Source organism: Sphingobium terrigena, from assembly GCF_003591655.1.
GTDB classification, from domain to species: Bacteria; Pseudomonadota; Alphaproteobacteria; order Sphingomonadales; family Sphingomonadaceae; genus Sphingobium; species Sphingobium terrigena.
The window spans coordinates 46,834-65,210 of the sequence record NZ_QVRA01000021.1; the positions used below are offsets into that span (position 1 = coordinate 46,834).

Genomic DNA, 18,377 nt, shown 5'->3' on the forward strand with positions numbered 1-18,377 from the left:
GCGTTCTGCTTGATCAGGCGTCCTGCCCGCCCGGCGTATGCGCGCCCGGCAGCGGTGGCACGGGCTGGGGCGGGATGCCCGCATCCAGTTCCGGCACATCGCTCACCCCGCGCCCGACATGGCTGCGGCTGCGGCTATAGGCGAAATAGACGATCAGGCCGACCGCCGCCCAACCCACGAACATCAGCTTGGTTTCGACGCCCAGGCTCCAGAACAGATACATGCAGCCCAGGATCGCGATCGGCGCGGTGAACATGATCGCCGGGGTGCGGAAGGGCCGCTTGCGCGACGGGTCAGTGCGGCGCAGCACCAGCACCGCGATCGACACGGCGGCAAAGGCAAACAAGGTGCCGGAGTTGGAAATGTCTGCGAGGATGCCGACCGGGAAGAAAGCGGCGAACAGCGCGACGAAGATGCCGGTCAGGATGGTGATGACATAGGGCGTCTTGTAGGTCGGATGGACCTTCGAGAACATGGCGGGCAACAGGCCGTCGCGGCTCATGACGAAGAAGATGCGGGTCTGGCCGAACATCATCATCAGGATGACCGACGGCAGAGCGAGGCCGGCAGCCAGGCCGAGCAGATTGCCGATCTGGGGCCAGCCGATTTCACGCAGGGTCCAGGCCAGCGCTTCCTTCGAGCAGGTGACAGCTTCGGTGCCGGCAGCCGCCAGCGCGGCGCATTGTTGCGACAGCGCGGTCGAACCGGGCGCGAGGGCAATGCCGCCTTCGCTAATCGGGATACCCCCGCCCGTAACCGGCTGCGCGCCGACGGTGCCGATGACGCCAGCTGCCACGAGCATGTAGAAGATGGTGCAGATGCCAAGCGAACCGATCAGGCCGATCGGCATGTTACGCTGGGGGTTCTTGGTTTCTTCGGCCGCGGTGGAAACGGCGTCAAAGCCGACATAGGCGAAGAAGATCGACGCGGCGGCTGCGGAAATACCCGAAAAGCCGAGCGGCGCGAAGGGGGTGAACTTGTCCATATTCATGACCGGCAGCGCCAGCACGATGAACAGGGTGAGCGCTGCGACCTTGATCAGCACCAGCACGGCATTGACCGAGGCGCTTTCCTTCGTGCCGATGACCAGCAGCCACGTAACCAGACCGGCGATCAGCATCGCGGGCAGGTTGACCATGCCGCCGTCAAACGGCCCCCGCGTCAGCAGATCGGGAATGTCGAGATGGAATGTATGCTCGATCAACCCAACGACATAGCCGGACCAGCCGACCGATACCGCGCCCGCCGCGACCGCATATTCCAATATCAGGGCCCAGCCGACCATCCAGGCGATCAGTTCGCCCATCACCGCATAGCTATAGGTGTAGGCGGACCCGGACACAGGCACCATCGCTGCCATTTCCGCATAGCAGAGCGCCGCCACGGCGCAGACGAAGCCGGCGATGACGAAAGCCAGCATCATGCCCGGCCCCGCCTTTTGCGCAGCTTCGGCGGTCAGCACGAAAATGCCGGTGCCGATGACGGCGCCAATGCCGAGCATGGTGAGCTGGAATGCGCCCAGCGAACGATGCAGCGATTTCTTCTCTGCCGTCGCCAATATGGCGTCGAGAGATTTTACGCGCCCGAATATCATGAATGGAACCCTTTATCTTGCGATGTCTTGCCCCGGCGGCCGGATCACCCGCCCCCTTTTGCTATGGGAGCGGAGACTATCGCCTAATCGCGCGCGCGCAAGTATGTTGCGTCACCGCGACATGGCCATCCCTGGTTGGGGCAGGGTCGGATGATGAGGAGTGATGATGATCGACCTGCTGACGGCGCCCGGCCTGCACGACGTCCCCCATGGTTTTGCCGGGCGGCGCGGCGGGGTATCGCTGGGCATTCATGCCGGCCTGAATGTCGGTCTGGGGTCGCAGGATGATCGCGCGGCGGTGTTGCGCAACCGGGACCTGGCGCGCGACGCGGTGATGCCCGGCGGGCAGCTGGTGACGGTGCATCAGGTCCATTCGCCCGATGTCGTGACGGTCGGCAGCGCCATATCGGATGCCGATCGCCCTGCCGCCGACGCGATGGTGACGGATCGACCGGGGCTGCTGCTGGGGATATTGACCGCCGACTGCGTGCCGGTGCTGTTTGCCGATACGGCGGCGGGCGTGGTCGGTGCAGCCCATGCGGGATGGAAGGGGGCGATTGGCGGGGTCACGGACCAGACGATTGCGGCGATGGAGGCGCTGGGGGCGCAGCGTGACCGCATGGCTTGTGCGATCGGCCCCTGCATCGGGCGGGCTTCCTATGAAGTGACGCTCGATTTTGCCGAACGGTTCGAGCGGGACGATGCGGACAATGTACGCTTCTTTACTGCGGGTCGTCTGGGCCATGTCCAGTTCGATATCGCCGCCTATGTCGCGTCGCGGCTTGCAAGAGCCGGAGTTGGGCGGATCGATTTGCTGGAGGAGGACACCTATAGCCAGCCGGATCGCTTCTTCAGCTATCGCCGGTCCTGCCATCGCGGCGAGGCGGATTATGGGCGGCAAGTGTCGATGATTGGCCTGTCGGGGTGATGCCTGAGGGGCAATAAGAAGCCCCGCTGATTGGGCAGGGTGTGTTCTGATTCACTGTTGATAGCAGATCACACGGCTTCTGGACTGGACGCCGATCGAAGCACTGTTGAAGCAGCTTCGTCCTAGGGTGCAGATCTGTAAATTATGAGGTCGAGATGGAGACGAAAATGGCTGGTGGGAAGGAGAGCGCGCAGCGAGATAGCGGGACTATCTTGCAAGCGTTCGACCGCTCCACCGGCCATTTTCGTCCCACCCCTTCCCGGGGCAGGATTGTTCGGGTCCTGTGGCGCGTCGAAGCCCTCGAACGGGCATCTTGCCCGCTCTTCGCGCTTCTCCTCCCACAGAATCCCGGACAATCCTGTCTCGATCCTCATAATTTATGGGTCTGCACCCTAGCCCGACCAGTTGACACTGCATGGCGGCGATGATCTTCCGCACGGCCAACGCCGTCACCGTCCGCATTGGTATGACGCAGGCAAATGCAGTAGGTGCCGACAGGTCAGACCCTCTGCATTCCCTGCAATCCACTCTATTCGTTGATCGAGCGCGCTGTGTAGGGTGTCAGGGCATAGATAGTGTTACCCACCCTCCATAAACACGCGCATTCTCGATTAATGGCGTAATAATCGAGCCATTCGCGGCTGCCTTACGGCAGAAGCCTTGAAAAATGTGAGCTGAAGTCAAGATGCCCGAGCGGCCGAGCGAGATTGATCAGCCTGCTGAATGACTGACGGGCTGACGCCGGTAGGATCATGGGGCGGGGCTGAAGCCGTTTTTGTGTCCATGTTTGTCGAGGTAGCGCAGGATAGTGTCATCGGTGATGTTGCCGGATGTGGTCGAGAAGTAACCGCGTTGCCAGAAGCGTTGGCCCCAGTAGCGCTTGCGGATATGCTCGAACTCCTGCTGGATTTTACGCGATGACCGCCCCTTGGCCCGGCGCACAAAGTCGCTGACTGATACATGCGGGGGTATCTCGACGAACATGTGGACGTGATCGCGCGAAAGCACACCGTGGACGATCGTCACGCCCATTTCGGCACAGACCTGCCGGATAATCTCGCGCACCCGCAGACGCACCTCGCCATGCAGCACCTTGAACCGATACTTCGGTGCCCAGACGAGATGATAGTGATGGTGAAATGTTGTGTGACAACCGCTGCTGTAGCCCATAGCCGAGTCTGAGGCTGAAGCCAGTAGCCGACTGAAGTCGGAGGGGTTTCTCCTTATGGAGGACTCTAAAAAGCCGCACGCTGCGGCACCGCTTTGCAGACCATGACGAAAGTTTCCGAGCCGTTTTCGAGTTCATCTCAAACCCTTGGAAACTATGGGCAAATGGCACCTGTCGGACAAGAACATAGCTCTTAAGCTGCCCCTCAATTCCCATCTGGAACATGACTGGAATGATGGTGTTCGAACGCCCGTTCAATTCTTGCCGTTCCAAGTGTTAGGGGCAGATTCTGACCGAGAAAAATTTGGCGGAGAGGCAGGGATTAATAACCGTGAATAAAAGCGGCAGAAATCCAAACTTTACTTCCACGTTACCTGAGGCTTTCCCACACCAGTTCCCACAGGCGCCTCTACTGATCATAAAATCACCAGCTTGATAGCATGATGACGGACGATCTTGGATGTGTCCAGACACTTTTAATCACGCATGATTGGCCGTTGGTGAATGTCCCCTTAGGAGCCGGGATGCGGGAATAGCTGCTGTTCTCGCGGTGTCGCCTCGCGACCAGATTGCGACGTTGGCTCTGGCCGACGCGAACGTCCTAATCTGAATAAAAGCAGTCTTCACGCCTCGTGTAACAGCCGGTGATTGGCCCCTCCCAGGTAACCCTAAGATCAACGCGCGATCCGGGTCTCGGCGCCAGGAGAAACTGCCACAAAAGTATGGGCAGAGTCGCTTGCCGGTACTGGCCTGCCATAGGAATAACCCTGAAGGGATCAGAAGCTCGCCGTGACGTTGAACGAACCATAGCGAGTCCAATTTCCGGGCGGTGCATTAGGTGTGTCAAGAAGGAAGCGTCCCTTGGCCAGCAGCAGTCCGTCAAATTCAAACCGCAGCTGCGCCGGCACGAGCCAATAACGGATGCGTGCCTCGATCTGATGACCGGCAAAATCGCCCGACCGGCCCGAAGCGTCGCGCACGCCGGTCGACGAAAAGCTGTCCTGATCGGCCGCCAGCCACATCGGCCGATAGGCCGCGAACCAGTCGACGCGCTTGCTTGGCGTCGCCTCAAGCCGAACGCCGGGTGTCACGATGTTGGTTCGGGCGATGGCGTTATAAAGTCCGGCCGGTGCGAGATCGGCGCGGCGCATGCCAAACAGAGTGTCGAAGCGGCCGAACCGGCCGCCCGGCTTGTCGCCGCTCGCCCGGTCGAACTCGATCGATAGACGCGGCTTCCAGGGGCCGGGGAAGCTGTAGCCCATATCGGCATGGATGAAGTTCGCGCCGACACTCTGCCTCGCCGCTGTTGGGACCAGCGAGGCGCTGACATGCCCCGTCTGGTAAAAGGCTTCTATCTCATAGTCGAACTTGCCGACCCGCGGCTCGGCGATGATCCGTCCGCCGAAGGTGTCGAGCGAGCGGTCTCGCGTGGGCCGTCCGGGCGCATCCCGCTCCCCAAGGTGGAAATAGCTCAGTTCCGCCATGGCCGGCCCGAGCGCCCTGGCCTTGCTGATCTGCCCGCCCCACAGCACGAGGTCGAAGCTTTCTCGATCAAGCCGGACCTTGGCGTCGCGAACATCCTCATTATTGTCGGGCAGGCGCAGCTGCGGGAGCGTATAGATCAGGGTCGCCTTCCAGCCGTGAGGCGCAGCAATGTCGGCGCGGAGGCCAGTGTAGCCGTTGGTCGTGTTGCGATAGTCGTCCGCGGCGACCAGCCGGCGCGATCCCAGGTTGAGCGTCATGCGTCCGGCGGTGAGCGTCAGTTTCGTCGCCTTGCCGAAGGCACCGTCGAAATCCGCGGCGATATAGGCCTGCACGGGCTCGAATGCGTTGACCTCGTTGGTAGTCACCGGTGTTCCGGCTTTATCGCCCCAAACGCGGCTGTCGAACAGCTCGACACCGATGCGAATATTGTCCTTCCGATATTCGGCAAGGATATTGGTCCGCAAATTCACCAGTTCGTCATTCTTGTTGAAGCCGGCGCGGGCCTGGCCGTCGATCGCCTCGTAGCGCAGGCGCATGGCGCCAGTGACTGTGAGGCCATCCTTGTCCTGCGCGAATGCGGGCGTGGCGCAGAGGAGCGCCATACTGGAACACGCGAAACAGACGGGACGGAAGGGCAGCTTCGATCGGCGCATATGATATAGGTATTCCTTGATTCGAAATCAGTGATATATATGCTCTATCATGACTGCAACTCCTCGATCCGACTGGCTGGCGCTGCTGCATCAATTGCCGACGAAGCCGCCCTATCTGCGTGTCAAAATCTGGCGACGCCTCCAGGCAATCGGAGCAGTTCCGCTCAAGAATGCGGCTCATGTCTTGCCAAGAAGCGAGGCGAACGAAGCAACTTTGCTGGAGCTGCTGAGCGAGATTGTCGCGAGCGGCGGCGAGGCCATTCTGCTCGATGCACAGCTGATAGCCGGGCAGAACGATGGCGATGTTCGCGCGCTCTTCGACGCCGCGCGCGACGCAGACTATGATGAAATCGCCCAGACGGCGCGCCGGCTGCTGGATACCGGGCCGGCGAGCGGCGCAGATATCGCTAAGCTCCAGAAGCGCTTCGCCGAGGTCGCCGCACTCGACTTCTTCGGTGCCCATGGACGCCAGGAAGCCGAGGCCGCGCTCGCTGAACTCGACCGGCAGCGCTACCAGCACCCCGATGTCAGCCGGTCTGAGCCGGCGGCGGCGGACGAGCCAATCGAACTCCAAGGCAGGACCTGGGTCACGCGCAGCGGGGTCCATGTCGATCGGATCGCCTGTGCCTGGCTGATCCGGCGCTTCATTGATGTCGACGCCCGCTTCAAGTTCGTCGACGGGCGCAGCTACGCGCCCGCGCCGGGCGAACTGCGGTTCGACATGGTCGATGCTGAATTCACCCACGAGGGCGACCGGTGCAGCTTCGAGACGCTGCTGTTGCGCGCCAGTTTAACTAACGACGGCGCGCTCGTGGCGATCGGGGAAATCATCCATGACCTCGACATTGGCGATGCCAAGTTCAACCGGCCGGAAACCTCCGGGCTGGGCGCAATGCTGTCGGGCGTGTGCGCCTCGACCGACGACGACTTGCAGCGCATCGCGCAGGCCAGCAACGCACTCAACCAGTTCCATGCCTTCTTCAGCACGAGAAAGACAGACCGATGACAGTGGCCGCGACCGAACTTGCCGAAACCCCATTCCTTGCCGCGCGGGAGCATGGAATAGCTTTCGGCGATGCGGTCCGGGTCTGGGCGCGGATCGCGGCGCTTAGCTTTGGCGGACCGGCCGGGCAGATCGCGGTCATGCACCGCATCCTGGTGGAGGAGAAGAAATGGATCGGCGAAGAGCGCTTCCTGCACGCGCTCAACTATTGTATGCTTCTGCCTGGCCCGGAGGCGCAACAACTCGCCGCCTATATTGGCTGGTTGCTCCACAAGACCAAGGGCGGGCTGGTTGCCGGAGGCCTGTTCGTATTGCCCGGCTTCCTCGCGATCTTGGGACTGAGCTACATCTACGTGCTGCTGGGCCATGCCCCGCTGATCGAGGGCCTGTTCTTCGGTCTCAAGGCGGCGGTCCTCGCGGTGGTGATCCAGGCCGTCGTTCGCGTGGGCTCGCGTGCGCTCAAGAATAACGTACTGCGCGGAATCGCTGCAGCCGCGTTTGTGGCGATTTTCTTCCTCGACGCTCCATTCCCGCTCATCGTGCTGGCCGCTGCGCTCGGCGGGTATGTCGGGGGTCCCGCCGGTATTGCAGCGTTCAAGGGCGGCGGTGGGCATGGACCGGCTGGCGGCAAGATCGTGCATGATTCCGAGACCGCGCTCGGAGAGGGACTGCCAGATCATGCCCGGCCCAATCTCGCCTGGTCGCTCAAGATTTCCGGTACGCTGCTCTTCCTCTGGCTGGCTCCGGTCGTGCTGCTGTTCGCACTCGCCGGACCCGATAATGTCTTCTCGCAGATCGCAGCCTTCTTCAGCCAGATGGCGGTAGTGACCTTCGGCGGCGCCTATGCGGTGCTCGCCTATGTCGCGCAGGAGGCGGTCGGCACCTATGGTTGGCTCCAGCCGGGCGAAATGCTCGACGGCCTCGGCCTTGCCGAGACAACGCCCGGACCGCTGATCATGGTCACGCAGTTCGTCGGTTTCCTCGCAGCCTTCCGCGAGGCAACCGGGCTGCCGCCGCTGGTCGCAGCGACGCTCGGCGCCATCCTCACCACCTGGGTGACCTTCGTGCCCTGCTTCCTGTGGATCTTCGCGGGTGCGCCTTTCGTCGAGCGGCTGCGCGGCAATCGCGCGCTTTCGGCCGCGCTCAGCGCGATCACCGCAGCCGTCGTGGGCGTCATTCTCAACCTTGCCGTCTGGTTTGCCATCCACACGCTGTTCCGCAAGGTCGCGGAGATCAGGATCGGCGGCGCCGGGTTCGAAGTGCCGGTCCTCGCTTCCCTGAACTTACCTGCGCTCGTTCTTGCCGCCACCGCGGCGATCGCGGTGTTCCGCTTCAAAGCCGGTATGATCCCGGTTCTCCTCGTAAGCGCCGGGCTGGGCGCGGTCTATGTTCTCATCGCCTGAAGGAGGCCGAACCCGACGGAAGTATCCGGCGGATGGCAGTCAGAACGTTAGGAGCACGCGAGCGTCTCGGCGCACCAAAGCTCGTCTGAGTTCCGCCGGCCGCCGCTCGACGCATGGCGGCCCCCCATTCGACCTCGACATCACCCGTCGGGTACCAAAATCACGTAATTCCGGCCGATGATCATACCGCGCCTATGGATCAGTGGGCCGATTTCACATGGTTTTAGGCGGCTAGTTGGATCGCCTGAGGGCGGGAGGCGAAAGGGCGGGCCAACCGAAAAAATGCCTCTTGAAACCCGTTTTGTGATTCCTAATTTTCTCTCGCCGGACGCTGAAAACCGGGTCCGGTGGACATTGAGAGCGCCGGCTCTCTCCGGCGCGTCTCATGCCCGAATTGCTCAATCAGGAGGATTTGGAAATGAGAACTGCATTTGACTTTACGCCCTATCGGCGCTCGACCGTGGGCTTCGATCGGTTGTTCAACCTGCTCGAAGCCGGCACGCGCGAAGACGACGGCTATCCACCCTTCGACATTCTGAAAGAAGGCGAAGACAGCTATCGCATCACGCTGGCGGTCGCCGGCTTCCGCCCCGAGGACATCGAGGTGGTGGCCCAGCAGAACCTGCTCATCGTTACCGGCAACCGTGCCGAGGACAACGGCCAGGGCGAGTATCTGCACCGGGGCATCGCCACGCGCACGTTCGAGCGGCGCTTCCAGCTTGCTGACTTCGTGGAAGCTGGCGATGCCCGCTTCGAGAACGGCCTGCTGAGCATCGCGCTCAAGCGCGTCGTGCCCGAGGCTATGAAGCCGCGCCGGATCGAGATCGCTGCCGGCAAGGCTGCCCAGGATCAGATCGAGGCACCGAGGGATGAAGCCCGCGAAGCGGCCTGATCCTTGGTTTAACTGGTTTGCCGCACCGCCCTCGGCGGGCCGGCAGGCCTGGCCCCTTCCAGCCAGAAAAGGAGATGACCATCATGGCTTTTCGTGATCTCATTCCCTGGAGCCGGCAGGAAAACCGGCTCCCCGTCCCGGTCAGCGCCGAGCGCGACCGCGACAATGATACCCACCCGCTTCTCTCGCTCCACCGCGAGGTGAACCGTCTGTTTGACGACGTCTTCCGCGGCTTCGGCGTGCCCGCATTGGCCGGGTTCGACCGCGCGGCCGGCTGGCCGCACGTCGAACTCGGCGAGACCGACAAGGAAATCCGCGTCACCGCCGAACTGCCGGGTCTCGACGAGAAGGACGTGGAGATTATCGTCGAAGACGGTGCGCTCACGCTGCGCGGTGAGAAGCGCTCCGAGGTCGAAGACAAGGATCGCGGCTATACCGAGCGCAGCTATGGCCGCTTTGAACGCCGTATCGGCCTGCCCCAGGGCATCGACCGTGACAATGGCAAGGCAACTTTCAGGAACGGCGTGTTGACGGTCACCCTGCCGAAGACGGAGGCGGCGAACGAAAATGTCCGCCGCATCCCGGTCAATGGCAAGGCGGCCTGACGGTCTGGCCCGGGACTTCGGTTCCGGGCCATTCGCCAACGATAACCACGCCGGGCCATGCGCATCGAGCGCGCTACCGCGAGATACGCAGGCTGTGATCGAGCCGATGCCGCTCGCGACCAACCAGGGCGGACGCGGCCGGCGCGGACAGTGGCGGGTGCGCTTCGTGCCGCGCTGGCGGCCCGTGGCTGATCCCCTGACGGGATGGAGCGGCGGCGGCGATCCGCTCGAGACGATCGAGCTGCGCTTGTCCGACCTGGAGACCGCAGCGGGCTACTGCCGGCGCCAGGGATTGGCCTTCTCGATCCATGGCGCGCCGGGTCGCCAGCACCCGATTCCCAGTCGCCTGCCAGCGGAACGGACGCCGGTGCTCTGCTGCTGGCCCACCGGTCCGCACGCGCGATGCTGCAGCCGCTATCCCGCCGCGCTTGAAAGCACCCTGGGCTCGGGAAACGCGGTTGGCGTCGGGGGAAAGGCATTTTCACGTTCACCATGATCAGAGGAGACGATTGATGCGAAAAATTCGTACAGCCGTCGTGGCCGGCGTGGCGGCGGTCGCGACCATCGGTACCGCGCTGGCGGCGAGCCATGACAGCCATGTGATGAAGGTCGGCCTGCCGGACGGTACGGTCGCCCGCATAGAATATGAGGGCGATGTCGCGCCCAAGGTCACGGTCGCGCCTGCCCCCAGCGTTGCACCGATCGCCTGGCTCGACCCATTCGGGCCGGCCCCATTCGCGCTGTTCGATCGCATCGCGGCCGACATGGACGGGCAGAGCGACCTGATGATGCGTCAGGTCCGCGCCTTGCCGCTCCCGGCAATGACCGATGACGGGAAGATCGACCTGACGGCGTTGCGCAGCCCGCCTCCGGGGACCGTCAGCTATAGCTTCGTCTCGACGACCAACGGGGGAAGCACCTGCAGCCGAAGCGTTCAGGTCACCTCGCTCGGCGCGGGGCAGCAACCGAAGGTCGTATCGAACAGCTCCGGTGACTGCCGCGAAGCGCCGTCGGCGGCTGTCGGCCACCCGGCCCGAACTGACGGGATGCGCCGCACATGACGCAGCCCGCTGCCGGCCATCCCGGCAGCTCATTCAAAGCCACCTGAGCCATGAGGGAGCGGCGAAAGCGCCGCTCCCTTTGCAAGTTTCGTTGCGTGACCCATGCACATATCAGCCAGCATCCTCTCCAGCTTCATCACCCTGCTCGTCACGATCGGTCCGATCGAGACGGCGGTGGTCTTCGCAGGCCTGACGGCTGGAATTCACCGCAGCGGGCGGATCAGCCTCGCCACGCGCTCGGTCACGATCGCCGCCGGCGTGCTGCTGCTGTTCGCTCTGGCGGGCGGCACCGTTCTTTCGCTCCTGCATATTTCGCTGCCCGCGTTCCGGGTGGCGGGCGGCGTTCTCCTGTTCCTCCAGGCTTTGACGCTCACCTTCTCCAGTCCTGGACTCTCGTCGATCAGCGAGGGGGAGCGCCGGGAGGCTGAAGGGCCTGGCGACATCGCGGTCTTCCCGCTGGCGTTTCCCTTGATCGCGGGCCCCGGCAGCCTTTCGGCCGCCGTGCTCGTCATGGGCCGCACCGAGAGCTGGATCGAGGGCGGCGGCGTCCTCGCGATGATCGTCGCTTGCATCGTCTTGACCTGGCTCGCGATGCTCGCAGCCGACCGCCTTGTCCTGTTGCTCGGGGGCACCGGAGCCGACGTCGTGGGCCGCATCTCCGGCGTGCTTCTCGCTGGCCTTGCCGTCCAGTTCGTCTTCGACGGTCTCGCGGTAGCGCCGTTCCTAGCCGGCTGAGTCAGCTGCTATGCGGCCTCGTCGAGCACCCGGAGCACCCGGTCGAGCATGGCGGCGTTGGACGCGGCTTTCGGGAGTTCGCGGCGAGCGAAGCGCTGAAGCGGTGCGAGGTCCCGCCGCGGCAGCCGCAGCGTGATCAGGCTTTGCCCCAGCGTCTCCCGAGGGAGGCGTTGGGCTGCCTTGCCGGACCGCAGGAAGTGATCAAGGAGCCGCTTGCGGTCGGCAAAGCTCCAGCCCAACGCCTCCAGGTCATCGGGCGGAACAGACAGCAGCGCGAGCGCGAATTCCATGATGTCGTCGAACGTGAGGACGAGGCGGACCGCCTGTCCGCCTCGTCGGCGCCAGCGCTCGCCAAGACCGCTTGTCATGGGAGCGGGATGATCCCATCGACCGCGCACCATTCGGTGGGACCGATCAGCCGGCCATGGGCGATCCGGACCGAATGGAGCGCGGCCTCGATCTCGCGCCGCCAATGGTCGAGGAACTCGAACAGCACGGGGAAATCGGGCGCAAGATCATATTCCTGCCAGATGAACAGCTGGAGAAGCGACGGTGCATCGGGCCGGTAATAATGGATCTCGGCGGTGGTGAGACCGTAGCCCTCCAGCTGCGCGATGAACCCGCGATCGCTCATTGCAGCGGTCGGCCTTCCGTCCGCGGTTCATCGAGCGATCGCATGGCGGCGAAAACCTCGTCGATCGGAACGGCGCGCCTGGCGCCGGGCGGCTTTCGCATCGCCGGCTGGTCCTTCACAGCAGAGTGGTCGGACGCCCAGGAGGCGAGGATGGCGCGTTTGACTTCCGGCTCGAGGCTCGGATGGTGCGCAACGTCGAAGGGGTGCAGAAAACGCGAAAATGGCTGCGACATGGCCTTGGCTCCTTTCCTGGGTCGCTCCTTTCTTGTGCATGCGGTGCCGCACGCGGCTCAAGATTTTGGTGCTGATCCGAGCCGCGTCAAGAGGGAAGATGCCGGCCGAAAGCGCTCAAGAGGGGCCGAATTGGCACTCTCGGGAGATGAGTGCCAAAAAAATTCATTCGCCCTCTTGAACCCAAAAATATCTTTTCATAATTCACGCGAACCTGTCGTTCAGATGAATGGCAGGGACATCACAACCTGTTTTGCATCTGGAGGTTTTGCCATGCATTTCCGCCCCTTGCACGACCGTGTGGTCGTCCGCCGCATCGAAGCCGAGGAAAAGACCTCGGGCGGCATCATCATACCCGATACCGCTAAGGAAAAGCCGCAGGAAGGCGAAGTCGTCGCCGTTGGGCCCGGCGCGCGCGACGATAGCGGCAAGCTCGTCGAGCTGTCCGTCAAAGCCGGTGACCGCATCCTGTTCGGCAAATGGTCCGGCACCGAGGTCAAGATTGACGGCGAGGATTTGCTCATCATGAAGGAGAGCGACATCCTCGGCGTGATCGAGACGGTTACCGAACTTAAGCAGGCGGCCTGAGCCACCTGTTATCTCTCTAACCATCAGGAAGGAATTTGAGAAAGGAGCAGGCAGATGGCTGCCAAGGAAGTGAAGTTTGCGTCGGACGCGCGTGACCGCATGCTGCGCGGCGTCGATACGCTGGCCAACGCAGTGAAGGTGACGCTGGGCCCTAAGGGCCGCAATGTCGTCATCGAGAAGTCGTTCGGGGCTCCCCGCATCACCAAGGACGGCGTGACGGTCGCCAAGGAGATCGAGCTCGCCGACAAGTTCGAGAATATGGGCGCGCAGATGCTGCGCGAAGTTGCCAACAAGCAGAACGACAAGGCGGGCGATGGCACCACCACCGCGACCGTTCTCGCCCAGGCGATCGTACGCGAGGGTTCGAAGGCCGTCGCCGCCGGCATGAACCCGATGGACGTGAAACGCGGCATCGACCTTGCCGTGAGCACCGTGGTCAAGGACCTCGAAGCCCACGCCAAGAAGGTCGGCGCCAACAGTGAGATTGCGCAGGTCGCGACCATCTCCGCCAATGGCGATGAGGAGGTCGGCCGCATCCTGGCCGAAGCGATGGAGAAGGTCGGCAATGAGGGCGTGATCACGGTCGAGGAGGCCAAGAGCCTGGAGACTGAACTCGAGACGGTCGAGGGGATGCAGTTCGACCGCGGCTATCTCTCGCCCTACTTCATCACCAATGCCGAGAAGCTCAAGGTCGAGCTCGACGATCCGTACATCCTTATCCACGAGAAGAAGCTCTCGAATCTGCAGGCGCTGGTGCCCCTGCTCGAGAAGGTCGTCCAGTCCGGTCGGCCGCTGCTGATCATCGCCGAGGATGTCGAGGGCGAAGCGCTTGCGACGCTCGTCGTCAACAAGCTGCGCGGCGGGCTCAAGATCGCTGCCGTCAAGGCGCCCGGCTTCGGCGATCGCCGCAAGGCGATGCTCGAGGATATCGCGATCCTGACCGGCGGCAATGTCGTCTCCGAGGATCTCGGCATCAAGCTCGAGAATGTCACGATCAACATGCTCGGCCGCGCCAAGAAGGTCGTGATCGACAAGGACAATACGACGATCATCGATGGCGTCGGTCAAAAGACGGACATCGACAGCCGCGTCGCGCAGCTCCGCCAGCAGATCGAGACCACGACATCCGACTATGACCGTGAAAAGCTGCAGGAGCGCGTCGCCAAGCTCGCCGGCGGTGTGGCGGTGATCCGGGTCGGCGGCGCGACCGAGGTCGAGGTGAAGGAGAAGAAGGACCGCGTCGACGACGCGCTCCATGCCACGCGTGCGGCGGTCGAGGAAGGCATCCTGCCGGGCGGCGGCATCGCGCTGCTCCGCGCGATCAAGGCGCTCGATGGTCTGAAGGCCGCCAATGACGACCAGCAGTCCGGCATCGACATCATCCGCCGCGCGCTGCGCGCACCTGCACGGCAGATTGCCGAGAATGCCGGCGAGGACGGTGCCTATATCGTCGGCAAGCTGCTCGAAAGCTCCGACTATAACTGGGGCTTTAATGCCGCCACCGCTGAGTATCAGGATCTCGTCCACGCGGGCGTGATCGATCCGGCAAAGGTCGTGCGCACGGCGCTGCAGGACGCGGCCTCGGTCGCCTCACTGCTTATCACGACCGAGGCGCTCGTCGCGGAGCTGCCAAAGGATGAGAAGGCCGCGCCGATGCCGGCGATGGACTATTGATAGGTGGGAGGCCCGGGGCGCCGGGCCTCCCGTGTTCTTTGCCATGCGCCTGTTCTGGGCGTTTCGACAGCGCAGATGTAGCATAGCTTCCACCAACGACGGGTTTCGGCGGAACCCGTCATTCACGGCCGTGCTCGGCAACGACCGTTAAGTCCCAACCCCTTCCGGCAGCACCTGACCAACTCAAGACTTACACCTCCGCGCAGCAAGCGTCAGCTTGCGACCCGAAAGCCGACGATCATCCGGATGCTACCGGCCCCAAGGCTTCGACGATGCGGCATTCTTCGACAGTCCCGCCATCGCAGGAATCGATCACCGCCTTCAGTTCCCGTCTCAGGGCCTGGAGATCAGCAATCTTACGATCCACCTCCAAAAGGTGCTGGTTGGCGATGCGATCAATCCCAGCGCAGTCGCAACTCTTGTCGTCGGAAAGGCCGAGGAGCGCGCGTACCTGATCCAGCGAGAAGCCCAGATCACGGGACCGCCTGATGAAGGACAGGCGGCCAAGCTCTGCCGGCCCATAGTCCCGATAGTTGCTCGACGTGCGGGCGGGCTTAGGGAGAAGGCCGATCTTCTCATAGTAGCGGATCGTCTCGATTTTCGTGCTGGTGGCCTTGCCCATTTCCCCGATCGTCAACGCCATGCTCTTGACCCTGTAGTTGCTACAGCCCCCATATAGGCTGCCATCGATGCGAAGAGGAGATGGCACATGGCTGGCGGTTGCTGCGGCGGATCACCCGACACTGGCGGAAAGACAGACGACCGCGTCTGGCGGCGCGCCCTGTGGATCGCGCTCATTATCAACGCTGGCATGTTTGGCGTCGAGATCGTTGCTGGCGTCACGGCCGGGTCAGCATCGCTCAAGGCTGACGCGCTCGATTTTCTAGGCGATGCGGCCAACTATGCCATCAGCCTCGGTGTCGCCGGACTTGCGCTGCGCTGGCGCGCCCGCGCTGCGCTCGCCAAAGGCTTGTCGTTGCTGATTCTGGGCGTCTGGGTCATCGCCAGCACGGCGTGGATGGCGGCGCGCGGGACGCTGCCCACGGCCGAGACCATGGGTATCATTGGCGTGCTCGCGCTGGTCGCCAACCTGATCTGCGCCGTGATGCTGTGGCGGCACCGGGAGGGCGATGCCAACCGCAGGTCGGTCTGGATTTGCTCGCGCAACGACGCAATCGGCAACCTTGCCGTGGTCGCGGCCGCGCTAGGCGTTTTCGGCACCGGCACCGCATGGCCGGACCTCGCTGTCGCGGCAGTGCTGGCTGGTCTCGGCGTATCGGGCGGTTGGCAGATCATTCGCCGGGCATGGCGGGAGTTGAAAAGCCTCGACCACAGCCATGCTATTCCCCGCCGAACCGGAGCCGCACACCCCCGTTGAGGACGAAGCCATCGGTCGGCGCCCATGCGTCAACCGTCCACGCACCTGTCGGCGCGCGACTACGGAGGAGCAGCGGATCGAATTTGGTCTGCCGGACATTGAGCAGGTTCTCGGCGTTCACGAACAGGCTGACCTTGCCCAGAACGAGTTCGCCCATGGCGCCAAGTTGGACATAGGGTCGGCTGCGAGTGCGATAGGGATTGTCGTCCAGCGACTGGCGACCGGTGTAGTAGGCTTCGATCCCAATACGTCCCCGCCCATGCTTCTCCCACATGGCGACCAGTCCGGCGCTGTCGCGGGGTGTCAGGGGGACCGTGCGGCGACCAGCGGCATCAGGGTCGGGCTCGCGCGCATCGACATGAACATAGCTGCCCGTCAGCGTGACTGCATTCCAACGGTAGCGGAGCAGCACTTCCGCACCGCGCGTCTTCGTCAGTCCGGCAGCGTTGATGAGCGTCACATGGCTGGCATCGACCGTCTGGAGTTGCACGGCATTGTCGATGTTGGATGCGAACAGGCTGACATTGGCTTCCAACGGGCCACGGACGTAGCCAAAGTCGATGGAGGCGCTGTCCGCCACCTCGGCCTTCAACTTCGCATAGGGCACGAGGCGCGACAGGCCGTTCGCCTCGATCTCCTCGACAAACGGCGTCGGCGCGTAGAAGCCGCGCCCGAGCGACGCACGGATGGTCCACGGTCCGGGCTTATAGAGCGCCGAGAGGCGCGGGCTGACACGCGAACCATAGTCGCTGTGACCGTCCCACCGCGCGCTTCCCGCGAGGGTCAGCCTGTCTCCCAGCTTCTGCTCCCCCTGAACGAAGAGCGAGGGCACGGTGTAGCTATAGTCAAAGGCGGAATAGGCTCTGGAACGATAATCATCTGCCTGAATGGCCGCGCCAGCCAGCCATGTGGTCGCGCCGGCCTCTCCGCCGATCGATGCCTCGGCAAGACCGGTCCTGTGCCGGTCATTCTCTTGTGTCTCACCGAAGCGATGGCGATGGGATTGGGTCACGCCTGACGCGCGCAGGTGCAGCGTGCCGATGCCTTCGAGCGGCGTCTCTGCCGTCAGGCCGACATCATATCGACGGCTACGCTGCGACTGCACGAAGGGTTGCCCGTCCGGTGCCGCGGCGCCCGGCATGGTGCCCCCGTCACGCTGTTCGGCCATCGCGCCGAAGGTCAGCAACGCCTTCGATCCGTCAGCGCCATCCCAAAAGAGCCGAGGCCGGACGGCAAAGCGCTCAAAGCCGGGCATATCCGCCCAACCATCATCGTTGAGGTCCTGGCGGCTCTGCCGATCATAGCCGGCCGTGATCGACGCGCTCAGCGTCTCACCGATCGGCGAGGCGACATAGCCCGTGACATCCTGACCGTCGCGACTTGTCGCATTCAGCAGCAATTCGCCCTGCGGCTCGCTCGCCGGTCGGCGCGACACCAGATTGATGACGCCGCCAAGGGCCGAAGGTCCGTAGAGCGCCGACGCGGCGCCCTTGATAATCTCCACCTGCCCCAGATCTGTCGGCGGGATCTGGAGCAGGCCGATAGCAGGTGTCTGGCCGCCGTAGAGCGGCAGGCCATCGGCGAGGATTTGCGTGTATCGGCCCTTCAGGCCCTGGATACGCACATTCGCCGCTCCCAGCGCGGGCGATGTGGTCTGAACCCTTACACCGGGTGTTTCGCTGACCAGCATGGCGATATTGCCCGGCCGCATGAGGAGTTTCTCTTCGATCTCCTCCCGGTTCACAACATCCACACGGATCGGTTCGTCCTGTACACGGCGGCCCGTCCGCGTCGCCTGCACGACGATCTCGGGCTCTTTTTTCCCGTCGGCGTCGGTATCAGCCTGCGCATAGGCCGTCGCGGGCCATGCAGCCCCCAAGAGCAGCGAGAGGAGAAGGTAGTTCGCCGGGCGGTGCGTTCGAGAAACAGACTTCAATGCCAACCCCTGTTCGATCAGACTTACGATCACGGGGTGCCTCATAGGGCCTGTAGCAACTACAGGGTAAGGCAAAGATGGAGCCTTACGTTATATGGCTAGCACACATGGCCTAGTTACACTGCGAGCGGCAGATAGCATCAGAACCTGTCGCTCAGCGGCTCATTCAGGAACGGCAGGTAAGTCCCAGAACGCGGCGATCGATTTGAAAGAAGCCGACGGCGCGGCATCACCAGCAGCAATCGACCCTTGTTTGCCGTTCAGCCTCCCAGTGGACGATCCCACCTGCGGAAGGTCCGCTCTTTAACGGGCTGCCAGCTTAGCGCCGTGTCTGTCTCTCCCTATCGTGAACAGCGACAATGGAATTTGGCGGCTTGCTCTGGTCACCCAAACCTTCTATCGCGAAGCA

19 protein-coding genes are annotated in these 18,377 nt (G+C 63.1%); 11 read left to right on the forward strand and 8 right to left on the reverse strand.

The features are described from left to right. Positions 1 to 13: 13 nt before the first annotated feature. The gene (locus D0Z70_RS18495) at positions 14 to 1,594 is read right to left on the reverse strand and encodes an amino acid permease (RefSeq protein WP_119748987.1); all 1,581 of its coding nucleotides are present in this window, start codon (positions 1,592 to 1,594) and stop codon (positions 14 to 16) included. 166 nt (positions 1,595 to 1,760) lie between these two features. On the opposite strand from D0Z70_RS18495, the gene pgeF reads away from it, so the two are divergent. After that, positions 1,761 to 2,522 (forward strand): peptidoglycan editing factor PgeF, encoded by a 762-nt coding sequence (gene pgeF, locus D0Z70_RS18500; protein ID WP_119749030.1) that lies wholly within the window; start codon positions 1,761 to 1,763, stop codon positions 2,520 to 2,522. Positions 2,523 to 3,272: 750 nt separating this feature from the next. On the opposite strand, the gene tnpA is transcribed toward pgeF, so the two are convergent. Together tnpA and D0Z70_RS18510 are read right to left on the reverse strand one after the other, a co-directional pair. Beyond that, the gene (gene tnpA / locus D0Z70_RS18505) at positions 3,273 to 3,692 is read right to left on the reverse strand and encodes an IS200/IS605 family transposase (RefSeq protein WP_119748989.1); all 420 of its coding nucleotides are present in this window, start codon (positions 3,690 to 3,692) and stop codon (positions 3,273 to 3,275) included. 774 nt (positions 3,693 to 4,466) lie between these two features. Continuing rightward, the gene (locus D0Z70_RS18510; protein WP_239019017.1) at positions 4,467 to 5,777 is read right to left on the reverse strand and encodes an alginate export family protein; all 1,311 of its coding nucleotides are present in this window, start codon (positions 5,775 to 5,777) and stop codon (positions 4,467 to 4,469) included. Between the two features lie 100 nt (positions 5,778 to 5,877). Between D0Z70_RS18510 and D0Z70_RS18515 the strand changes: the two genes are divergently transcribed. The 7 genes from D0Z70_RS18515 (at position 5,878) to D0Z70_RS18545 (ending at position 11,527) form a co-directional block, all read left to right on the forward strand. Further along, complete coding sequence (locus tag D0Z70_RS18515) at positions 5,878 to 6,834, forward strand: chromate resistance protein ChrB domain-containing protein (RefSeq protein WP_119748993.1); 957 nt, start codon at positions 5,878 to 5,880, stop codon at positions 6,832 to 6,834. Beyond that, positions 6,831 to 8,234: a chromate efflux transporter gene (gene chrA / locus D0Z70_RS18520; RefSeq protein ID WP_119748995.1), complete on the forward strand. Its 1,404-nt coding sequence runs from the start codon at positions 6,831 to 6,833 to the stop codon at positions 8,232 to 8,234. The genes D0Z70_RS18515 and chrA overlap by 4 nt, the downstream gene beginning before the upstream one ends. Positions 8,235 to 8,652: 418 nt before the next feature. Then, positions 8,653 to 9,126: an Hsp20 family protein gene (locus tag D0Z70_RS18525; protein WP_119749032.1), complete on the forward strand. Its 474-nt coding sequence runs from the start codon at positions 8,653 to 8,655 to the stop codon at positions 9,124 to 9,126. An 83-nt stretch (positions 9,127 to 9,209) separates the two neighbouring features. Continuing rightward, positions 9,210 to 9,731, forward strand: a complete 522-nt coding sequence (locus D0Z70_RS18530; protein ID WP_119749034.1) for an Hsp20/alpha crystallin family protein — start codon at positions 9,210 to 9,212, stop codon at positions 9,729 to 9,731. A gap of 94 nt (positions 9,732 to 9,825) precedes the next feature. After that, positions 9,826 to 10,227, forward strand: a complete 402-nt coding sequence (locus D0Z70_RS18535) for an NADH dehydrogenase ubiquinone Fe-S protein 4 (RefSeq protein WP_239019019.1) — start codon at positions 9,826 to 9,828, stop codon at positions 10,225 to 10,227. Positions 10,228 to 10,243: 16 nt separating this feature from the next. After that, positions 10,244 to 10,792, forward strand: a complete 549-nt coding sequence (locus D0Z70_RS18540; RefSeq protein ID WP_147418793.1) for a hypothetical protein — start codon at positions 10,244 to 10,246, stop codon at positions 10,790 to 10,792. 102 nt (positions 10,793 to 10,894) lie between these two features. Further along, positions 10,895 to 11,527: a MarC family protein gene (locus tag D0Z70_RS18545; protein WP_119749002.1), complete on the forward strand. Its 633-nt coding sequence runs from the start codon at positions 10,895 to 10,897 to the stop codon at positions 11,525 to 11,527. 8 nt (positions 11,528 to 11,535) lie between these two features. Here the strand turns inward: D0Z70_RS18545 and D0Z70_RS18550 are convergent, their stop codons facing one another. Genes D0Z70_RS18550 through D0Z70_RS18560 form a run of 3 tightly spaced genes read right to left on the reverse strand, consistent with a single transcriptional unit; the run spans position 11,536 to position 12,394 of the window. Continuing rightward, complete coding sequence (locus D0Z70_RS18550) at positions 11,536 to 11,895, reverse strand: hypothetical protein (RefSeq protein WP_119749004.1); 360 nt, start codon at positions 11,893 to 11,895, stop codon at positions 11,536 to 11,538. Continuing rightward, on the reverse strand, positions 11,892 to 12,161 hold the full coding sequence (locus D0Z70_RS18555) for an usg protein (protein WP_119749006.1): 270 nt from the start codon (positions 12,159 to 12,161) through the stop codon (positions 11,892 to 11,894). Before D0Z70_RS18555 ends, D0Z70_RS18550 begins: the two co-directional genes overlap by 4 nt. Further along, positions 12,158 to 12,394 carry a hypothetical protein gene (locus D0Z70_RS18560; protein WP_119749008.1) on the reverse strand — a complete coding sequence of 79 codons (237 nt, stop codon included), beginning with the start codon at positions 12,392 to 12,394 and terminating at the stop codon, positions 12,158 to 12,160. Before D0Z70_RS18560 ends, D0Z70_RS18555 begins: the two co-directional genes overlap by 4 nt. A gap of 271 nt (positions 12,395 to 12,665) precedes the next feature. Here D0Z70_RS18560 and groES point away from each other — a divergent pair, with 271 nt between their 5' ends. Then, complete coding sequence (gene groES / locus D0Z70_RS18565) at positions 12,666 to 12,980, forward strand: co-chaperone GroES (protein WP_119749010.1); 315 nt, start codon at positions 12,666 to 12,668, stop codon at positions 12,978 to 12,980. Positions 12,981 to 13,034: 54 nt separating this feature from the next. Beyond that, positions 13,035 to 14,654 (forward strand): chaperonin GroEL, encoded by a 1,620-nt coding sequence (gene groL / locus D0Z70_RS18570; RefSeq protein WP_119749012.1) that lies wholly within the window; start codon positions 13,035 to 13,037, stop codon positions 14,652 to 14,654. 238 nt (positions 14,655 to 14,892) lie between these two features. Here the strand turns inward: groL and D0Z70_RS18575 are convergent, their stop codons facing one another. Then, on the reverse strand, positions 14,893 to 15,297 hold the full coding sequence (locus D0Z70_RS18575) for a MerR family transcriptional regulator (RefSeq protein WP_119749014.1): 405 nt from the start codon (positions 15,295 to 15,297) through the stop codon (positions 14,893 to 14,895). Between the two features lie 66 nt (positions 15,298 to 15,363). Between D0Z70_RS18575 and D0Z70_RS18580 the strand changes: the two genes are divergently transcribed. Then, positions 15,364 to 16,032: a cation efflux transmembrane domain-containing protein gene (locus tag D0Z70_RS18580; protein WP_119749016.1), complete on the forward strand. Its 669-nt coding sequence runs from the start codon at positions 15,364 to 15,366 to the stop codon at positions 16,030 to 16,032. Here D0Z70_RS18580 and D0Z70_RS18585 read toward each other — a convergent pair. Beyond that, positions 15,995 to 18,001 (reverse strand): TonB-dependent receptor plug domain-containing protein, encoded by a 2,007-nt coding sequence (locus tag D0Z70_RS18585; RefSeq protein ID WP_239019020.1) that lies wholly within the window; start codon positions 17,999 to 18,001, stop codon positions 15,995 to 15,997. The genes D0Z70_RS18580 and D0Z70_RS18585 overlap by 38 nt on opposite strands. Positions 18,002 to 18,377: the final 376 nt, after the last annotated feature.

Coding starts and splice junctions, on each gene's coding strand:
- D0Z70_RS18495 (WP_119748987.1), bottom strand. CDS start 1,594: ATGATATTCGGGCGCGTAAAATCTCTCGACGCCATATTGGCGACGGCA.
- pgeF (WP_119749030.1), top strand. CDS start 1,761: ATGATCGACCTGCTGACGGCGCCCGGCCTGCACGACGTCCCCCATGGT.
- tnpA (WP_119748989.1), bottom strand. CDS start 3,692: ATGGGCTACAGCAGCGGTTGTCACACAACATTTCACCATCACTATCAT.
- D0Z70_RS18510 (WP_239019017.1), bottom strand. CDS start 5,777: ATGGCGCTCCTCTGCGCCACGCCCGCATTCGCGCAGGACAAGGATGGC.
- D0Z70_RS18515 (WP_119748993.1), top strand. CDS start 5,878: ATGACTGCAACTCCTCGATCCGACTGGCTGGCGCTGCTGCATCAATTG.
- chrA (WP_119748995.1), top strand. CDS start 6,831: ATGACAGTGGCCGCGACCGAACTTGCCGAAACCCCATTCCTTGCCGCG.
- D0Z70_RS18525 (WP_119749032.1), top strand. CDS start 8,653: ATGAGAACTGCATTTGACTTTACGCCCTATCGGCGCTCGACCGTGGGC.
- D0Z70_RS18530 (WP_119749034.1), top strand. CDS start 9,210: ATGGCTTTTCGTGATCTCATTCCCTGGAGCCGGCAGGAAAACCGGCTC.
- D0Z70_RS18540 (WP_147418793.1), top strand. CDS start 10,244: ATGCGAAAAATTCGTACAGCCGTCGTGGCCGGCGTGGCGGCGGTCGCG.
- D0Z70_RS18545 (WP_119749002.1), top strand. CDS start 10,895: ATGCACATATCAGCCAGCATCCTCTCCAGCTTCATCACCCTGCTCGTC.
- D0Z70_RS18550 (WP_119749004.1), bottom strand. CDS start 11,895: ATGACAAGCGGTCTTGGCGAGCGCTGGCGCCGACGAGGCGGACAGGCG.
- D0Z70_RS18555 (WP_119749006.1), bottom strand. CDS start 12,161: ATGAGCGATCGCGGGTTCATCGCGCAGCTGGAGGGCTACGGTCTCACC.
- D0Z70_RS18560 (WP_119749008.1), bottom strand. CDS start 12,394: ATGTCGCAGCCATTTTCGCGTTTTCTGCACCCCTTCGACGTTGCGCAC.
- groES (WP_119749010.1), top strand. CDS start 12,666: ATGCATTTCCGCCCCTTGCACGACCGTGTGGTCGTCCGCCGCATCGAA.
- groL (WP_119749012.1), top strand. CDS start 13,035: ATGGCTGCCAAGGAAGTGAAGTTTGCGTCGGACGCGCGTGACCGCATG.
- D0Z70_RS18575 (WP_119749014.1), bottom strand. CDS start 15,297: ATGGCGTTGACGATCGGGGAAATGGGCAAGGCCACCAGCACGAAAATC.
- D0Z70_RS18580 (WP_119749016.1), top strand. CDS start 15,364: ATGGCTGGCGGTTGCTGCGGCGGATCACCCGACACTGGCGGAAAGACA.